Raw genomic sequence first — 7,696 nt, forward strand, 5'->3', positions numbered from 1 at the left:
CCTCTCTTGAACCTCGTCTTTAATTACGTAACGGTTTACCAGTTTTTAACATATGACTAATTCTGTCATATGTCTTATCAGATTTAAGTAAGTCAATAAAGCCAATTTTTTCTAATTGTTGAATATAACGTTGGTTGATATGAGTATTACGTGGTAAGTCGCCACCTGCTAAAATTGTGGCGATATTTAACGCAATATGATAGTCGTGATCACTAATAAAATGACCTAATCGTTGCGCATCTAATTGACCTTGTGTTAATGCTTTAAAGTCTGAACCTAAGGCGATATATTGTCGTTTTGGTGCAGGGATATAGTTAGTAGATGCTTCGTATTGTGCACGTTGTAATGCCACTTCGACACGTTGTTCCTTGTTGAAAATAATCGTATCAGTATCACGTAAATAACCATAACGTCGAGCTTCGAATGCATGAGTAGAGACTTTAGCAAAGCCAATCGTTGTTAACATTTTAGTCATTACAGTTTGCTTATCATTAAATTGATGAGATGTACTTAAAATACGATCAGCCATCTCTGCTAGACCACCACCACTTGGCAGTAAACCAACACCAGCTTCGACCAAGCCTATATATGTTTCACTAGCTGCTACAACGAATGGTGAATATAAGACCAGTTCACATCCGCCTCCAAGAGCTCGACCTTGTATAGCAGTTACAATGGGTTTTAAACTATACTTTAAACGGTTAAAACTATAATGTAATTTATCTATAGACTGAGCAACGATATCATCAACTAAACCATCTTCATGCGCTTTTTTCATTAAGAATAAATTAGCACCTACACTAAAGTTATTGCCATCTGCATAAATAACCATACTAGAGTAGTCTTGCTGCTCAAGGGTGTCGATAGCTGTCACTAAGTCATCGTTAAAGTCATCGGTAATAACATTATTTTTACTTTGAAGCTTTAATAGTAATTGATTACTATGAGTGACACTTAATTTCGCATCTTGATGGTCCCACAGTGTTTCGGCAATAAAGTGATTTACAGACGTTACATATTCGATAGTGTCATCTTCCTGATAGAAACTACCATTCATATCATTTATCCACTCAGGTAAGTCTCCGAGTTCATTTTCTATACGTGTTTTTACACGCTCAAATCCCATTAAATCCCATAATTGAAAAGGTCCTAGCTTCCAATTGAACCCCCACACAAGTGCACGATCAATATCTTTGAAATCATTTGTTGCTTTTGGAACATTAATAGCTGAATAATAGAAATTATTACGTAAGGTTTGCCATAAAAATTGTCCAGCATCATCAGAAGCATTAAAAATAATATCAAGATTATGACCTAAATCTTTAGTAAAGTTACGTAATATTGATAATTGAGGCTGTCCTATAGATACATAATCATTACTTTCTTTATCAAAGACTAAACGCTTTTTGCTTGCTGAGTCCTTTTTATAAAATCCTTGTTTTGTCTTACGACCTAAGGCACCTTGATTAAATAAAGTATCGACAACATCTACATCGTGGAAATAGTTCTGCTCTTCAGGAACTTGTTGCATACCCTTTATAACTGAAACGGCAATATCTAAACCAACTAAGTCAGATAGTGCATATGTCCCCGTTTTTGGACGACCAATGACTTGTCCTGTTAGAGCATCAACATCTATAATAGACATTTGTTGTTGCTCTGCTCGATACATAATGTCATTCATTGTTTGCGTGCCAATTCGATTAGCTACAAAGCCTGGCACGTCATTAACTACAATGACACCTTTTCCTAAAATATTGTGAGCAAAGTCTTGAACAGTTGTCACGGTATTTGAATTTGTGTATTCAGTTGGAATTAATTCAACTAATTTCATAATTCTTGGTGGATTGAAAAAATGTAAACCGAAAAAACGTTGTTGGTCATCTTTATTGAATACTTGAGCAATAGCATGAATAGGAATACCTGATGTATTTGTTGCAAATAGTGCTTCTTTTTTAGCATGTTGTGCAACTTTGCTCCAAATATCATGTTTAATGGTTAAATCTTCTTTAACTGCTTCTAAGTATAAATCAGCATCATCACCCACCAAATCATCATTAAAATTACCGTATGTGAGACGGCTTGCAAAATCGAGATCAAAGAGTAGTGGGCGTTTTGGATTAGTTATTGTGTCATATGCTTTTTTAGCAATTTTATTTGGCTCATTGTCATCAACAACTATATCTAATAGCTTAACTTTGAGTCCGGCATTAACGAATAACGCAGCAAGTTGTGCCCCCATTGTTCCAGCACCGAGTATCGTTACTTTATTAATTGTCATAGTAATTCCTCCTATTTCATTAGGTGACATTGTTTTTGAAAAGCATGATTTGTCATCATTCTTTAGGGAGGGGGTCAGACAAAAATTTTCTGCAAAAATTATGTCGTAATCCCACCCCTGGTAAAGCTGACTAGGTTTTTAAAACGTTGATTTATCAACATTTTGAAAACCAAACAGTTACTGTCAAATGCTCGTTGTCCCAGGCTCATAATGAGTCTAAGGCAGTCATTGTCGCACAGTTTAGTCAATGACTAGCTTAAATAATAAGCTTTAAGATGCTTGCTTGGATGTATAAACATTAAATGTCCCTGAGGTATAATAGTGATATTTTTATGAAATATTCATTACTGTCATACTCAAGTAAATATAAAGATGATTTGTTTAGACAAAAGCTGAATCACCAGTTAAAGCACGACCAATGACGAGGGCATTAATTTCATGTGTTCCTTCATAAGTGTAGATAGCTTCAGCATCAGAGAAGAAGCGGGCAATATCATAATCATCAGCTAAAATACCATTACCACCTGTAACACCACGCCCCATAGCTACAGTTTCACGTAGTCGTAAGGCATTCATCATTTTAGCTGTAGATGTTGCAACTTCATCATATTCACCATGTGCCTGCATGTTAGCAAGTTGTGCACACGTAGCCATTGCTTGAGCTAAATTACCTTCCATCAATGCTAGCTTTTCTTGTACAAGTTGATATTGGCTAATTGGTTTACCAAATTGTTTACGTTGCTTAACATAATCTAGCGTAGCTCGTAATGCACCAGCCATACCTCCAGTTGCCATATATGCAACACCGGCACGCGTAGAATATAAAATCTTAGCAATATCTTTAAAACTAGTAATATTTTGCAGCCGTTCTGATTCATCAACTTTGACATTAGTTAATTTAATTAAAGCATTTGGAACAATACGAAGCGCAATTTTATTATCTATCACTTCAATATCGACACCTTCTTGTTCTGGTCTGATGATAAAACAATGTGGTTTGCCAGTATCTTTATTTACTGCAAATACTGGTATCACATCAGAAACATGTGCACCACCAATCCATTTTTTCTCTCCATTGATAACCCATGTGTCACCATCACGTTGTGCGACTGTTTCAAGACCACCTGCAACATCTGAACCATGTTCTGGCTCAGTTAATGCAAAACAAGTACGCAAGTCATGAGATTGTAATTTAGGTACATATTTGGCAACTTGTTCTTTACTACCACCAAATAGGAATGTATTATGTCCTAAGCCTTGATGAACACCAAGAAGGGTAGCTAAAGAAATATCGAATCTTGCTAAGACATAAGACATAAAGAATTGGAATAACTGACTAGGTGTTTTGGCACCTTCTCGATCTTTATATAGCAGGGGATTATTAAAGTAATTTAGTTTGCCTAAATCTTTAAAATAATCTTCTGGAACTGTTGCATCTATCCAATGTTGGTTAAGGTCTTTACGATACTTACTCTCTAATAGTTCATCAACTTGACGCAAGAATTCTATTTCACCATCTGTTAAACCTTTAGCAATGCTTAAGACGTCTTCAGGAAATAATTGCTGTAGCACAGTTTCTTTTTCAGTAGTCATAATAAATTCCTCCTAACAACTTGTAATTATAATTAATATAAAGTTTGCATAAGAACAATTAATTGTATCTTATGTAAGCGTTTACATAAAGTGACAAAAATTTTTAGCTCGGGTGTAAATCTTGTTGCTGTGCGCGTTCATTCATCATTTTACTAATTGCAATTTTGTCTGGTTTTTGTGTTGTGTTTAAAGGCATATGGGTAACAGGGAGATACATTTTTGGCACTTTATAACCTGCTAATTTATCCCGCATATGCTGATTCAATTTTGTGATAAAATCTGAATCTTCTTGTCGTAAAATGATAGCAGCAGCTATAGATTCACCATATTTTGGGTCCTCATAACCAACCACAACACAACGGTCGATAAGTGGATGTTCAGCTAAGACATTTTCAACTTCAGAAGGTAAGACGTTTTCACCACCAGTAATAATTAATTCTTTCTTACGATCGATAATAAAGATATCGCCATCTTCATCTTTTTTAGCTAAATCACCAGTCAGAAAATAATTATTTTTAAACGCTTTCGCTGTTTCTTCTGGCTTATGCCAATATCCAGGTGTAACATTTTTGGCTTTAATTGCTAACTCCCCAATTTCTCCGTTTGGAACTTCTTCGCCGCTGTCATCGAGTATGCGAGCATCTACAAACATAACGGCTTTACCAATACTCATAGGTTTCCGACGTGCATTGTCAGGGGTATTAACTAAGACGAGTGGCGCTTCGGTTAAGCCGTATCCATTGATAATATTAATACCATATTGTTTAAATGCTTGTTGTATACTTGGCAAAGGTTGAGAACCACCTTGAATGATATAATCCATCTGTTTAAAATTGTCAGGATTAAAATTACTTGCGCGCAAGGTACTATAATACATTGTCGGAATCATAATTATAAAGGTAGGTTTATATTGTGCAATCATATCATTAAGCTCTTCGCCATTAAAATAGCGTTGTAGTATCAATGTTCCACCAGTCATAAGAACGGGCAATACTGTATCATTGAAGCCTAAGACATGAAACATAGGTGTTGAAATAATAGTGACATAATTGGAATTGAATTTGTACGTTAATTCTAAATTTGCACCATTATGGACAAAAGATTCATAAGAGAACATGACACCTTTAGGGGAACCAGTAGTTCCACTCGTATAGATAAGTGCAGCTAAGTCACTTGGATCCACAGGTGTTGCTTGAAATACTTCATGGTGGTTAGGATCTACAATGTCGTTATATTGTTGCGAATCAATGTCCATATGAAGTAAATGCTGGTCAACATTGTTTAATGAACTTAAATGTTTTGCGGCGTAAAAAAGTATTTTAAGTTCTGAATCATCAACGATGGCAGCAACTTCCTTAGGGTTTAAACGCCAATTAATAGGTAAGAATACAGCGCCCATTTTAAAACAAGCAAATAATAAATCTAAAATTGCAACATCATTTGGAGCAAAGATACCAACGACATCACCTTTGCCAATACCTTGAGAGGTTAAATAATGAGCCATGTTATCTGCTCGAGCATTCAATTGTTGGTAAGTCCATTCTGTGTGTTTAGTATGGTCAATGACTGCAGGTTTAGCATCATCGAAATCTGAACGTGTTTTAATCCAATCAAAATTCATAAGTATAACCCCCTTTAATGTTATTTTCATACTTGTTGAATTGATTGTTGTAATTGTCCCCAATGTTCTTGATAAATAGTTGGATCAATCAGTGTTACATTATCGGCAATGAGTGGTTTAAATGCCATTTGTTGTAAAATATCTTGTTCGATATCTAGACCAGGTGCTATTTCGATAAGCATTAAACCGTCATCAGTGAGTTGAAAGACAGCTCTATCAGTAACAAAGTATACTTCTTGATGTAACTGTTTTGCATAGTTTGCATTGAAATCAATATGAGTTACTTGTTCAATGAATTTCTTATGATGACCTTCTTTAGATACAACAAGTTGGTGGTTTTGACAGTCAACTTGACTACCGGCAACCAATGTTCCTGAAAAGATAATTTTATCGACAGACTGACTGATATCGATAAATCCACCGCAACCATTGATACGATTATTAAAATATGAAACATTCACATTTCCGTGTTGATCAACTTCAGCAAAACTAAGATAGGCAACAGAAACGCCGTGATTGTATATGAAATCCCAAGCCTGATCTTGGCTCATACGTACATCGGCATTGTAATTCATACCAAATCGTTGACCGCTACCAATAAATCCACCGAAAATACCGATATCCAAAATAGGTTGGATTTGATGTGCAACGTGCTCTTCATAAAGTAAATTAGTCAATTCATTATTAATACCATAGCCAATACTTACTGTGTCACCAGTTGATAAAAATTGTGCTGCTCTTCGTAATATTGTTTTACGGCTATTGAAAGGTAGTGGAGATTCAGGAATTCGATCTACACGTTCTTGACCAGACAATGCTGGTAAATAGTGAGTTTGAACAACTTGTCTATGATATTGATCTTGTGTCGTAATATAGATATAGTCTACTAATGAACCGGGTATGGCAACATCTTTAGCATTTTGTTGATGCTCATCAACTCTAGCTTTGACTTGGACGATAACGGTACCGTTATTAGCTTTAGTGTTTAGTGCCACATCGTAACTTTCACTTATATAGGCTTCTTGTGTTAAATAAATATTTCCACGGTTATCTGCATATGTTCCCCTTAATATAGCAACATCTATATTAGGAAATTGATAATGTAAATATGCTTCATCATTGATGGTTATGAGTGATACTAAATCATCAACAGTGCGATTGTTTACTTTACCACCACTATACCTAGGATCAACATGAGTGTTGAGTCCTATTTTAGATATGACACCTGGAAAAAGGTTATTATTTTGACGGTAATGTGTCGCAATAATACCTTGTGGTAAAAAATATGCTTTTATATCATTGCTTTTAATAGCTTGAGCTGTCTTAGGTGAACCAGTTAAAATACTCATAATAACGGTATTTACCATACCCCTGGAAACAAAATCATCTAAATCAGGTGCTAAACCACGGCTATTAATATCATTAGCCATAACAAATGTTAAATCATTAGGTGTTTGCTGTTCATCATGTTGAGATAAAATGGCAAGTAATATTTCTGCTGGCAAATTTGCAACTTCTAAAGCTGCTAAACCAATGACATCACCATCTTTGATGACTGTTTTCAAATCTTGCCATGAAATTTGTTTCACTTCATCACCTCCCAAAATATGTTAACATCGATAGTGTTTTTACACTTTGTGTAAACCATTACAAAAAATATAACATAACAGTACAAAAAAGCAATTAAAAATATCTTTTTATTCTGACAAATGACACAAATTTAACATAATCAATTTTTAAAAATACTTCGGATATAAAGTTTTTATGTAAGTATATATAAATCGGATGAGGCGGCATAGTGTTGATGGAGTGAGATTAGTTTTGAAATAAGTTGTGATAATGTGTTAACTGTAAACATAAAAATAGCATGAGTAGAAAGCAACTTTAACATCATGACTATATAGGTTCTCACCATTATGTTTGATTAAGAAAGGAACTGCTACTATATTAATTGTTATAATTCAGTGAGTTATTACTTAAGATATAGTATGAAATTGATGAAGATTCTTATCGTAGTTCCAATCATAATATATTTTGACAAAGAACAGCAGTAAGAAGGATATTAAAGTAAACATCCTCTTACTGCTGTTTTTAATTTATTTTGGTTCTCTATTTCCTACGATTAGTCAAGTGCTTATAAATAAAATAAGCATTACTAAATTAAACCGTTCAATTTAATTTTTTTGAATAAGGTGTTAAAC

Annotated in this window: 4 protein-coding genes; all 4 read right to left on the reverse strand. The window is 34.6% G+C overall.

The genetic code is table 11. The features are described 5' to 3' along the window. Positions 1-19 precede the first annotated feature (19 nt). The 4 genes from fadB to CD113_RS01855 all read right to left on the reverse strand — a co-directional run bounded on the left by fadB (position 20) and on the right by CD113_RS01855 (position 7,084). On the reverse strand, positions 20-2,281 hold the full coding sequence (gene fadB / locus CD113_RS01840) for a 3-hydroxyacyl-CoA dehydrogenase/crotonase FadB (RefSeq protein WP_002463824.1): 2,262 nt from the start codon (positions 2,279-2,281) through the stop codon (positions 20-22). 381 nt (positions 2,282-2,662) lie between these two features. Continuing rightward, positions 2,663-3,874, reverse strand: a complete 1,212-nt coding sequence (gene fadE, locus CD113_RS01845) for an acyl-CoA dehydrogenase FadE (protein WP_002463825.1) — start codon at positions 3,872-3,874, stop codon at positions 2,663-2,665. 103 nt (positions 3,875-3,977) lie between these two features. Continuing rightward, entirely contained in the window at positions 3,978-5,495 is a 1,518-nt protein-coding gene (gene fadD, locus CD113_RS01850) for a long-chain-fatty-acid--CoA ligase FadD (protein WP_002463826.1), read from the reverse strand. 26 nt (positions 5,496-5,521) lie between these two features. Continuing rightward, complete coding sequence (locus tag CD113_RS01855; RefSeq protein WP_002463827.1) at positions 5,522-7,084, reverse strand: acyl CoA:acetate/3-ketoacid CoA transferase; 1,563 nt, start codon at positions 7,082-7,084, stop codon at positions 5,522-5,524. Between the last annotated feature and the right edge of the window lie 612 nt (positions 7,085-7,696).

Source organism: Staphylococcus simiae (assembly GCF_002902085.1).
Taxonomy (GTDB): domain Bacteria; phylum Bacillota; class Bacilli; order Staphylococcales; family Staphylococcaceae; genus Staphylococcus; species Staphylococcus simiae.

Excerpts from the sequence above, each read along its gene's own strand:
- fadB (WP_002463824.1), bottom strand. The coding sequence starts at position 2,281 with ATGACAATTAATAAAGTAACGATACTCGGTGCTGGAACAATGGGGGCA.
- fadE (WP_002463825.1), bottom strand. The coding sequence starts at position 3,874 with ATGACTACTGAAAAAGAAACTGTGCTACAGCAATTATTTCCTGAAGAC.
- fadD (WP_002463826.1), bottom strand. The coding sequence starts at position 5,495 with ATGAATTTTGATTGGATTAAAACACGTTCAGATTTCGATGATGCTAAA.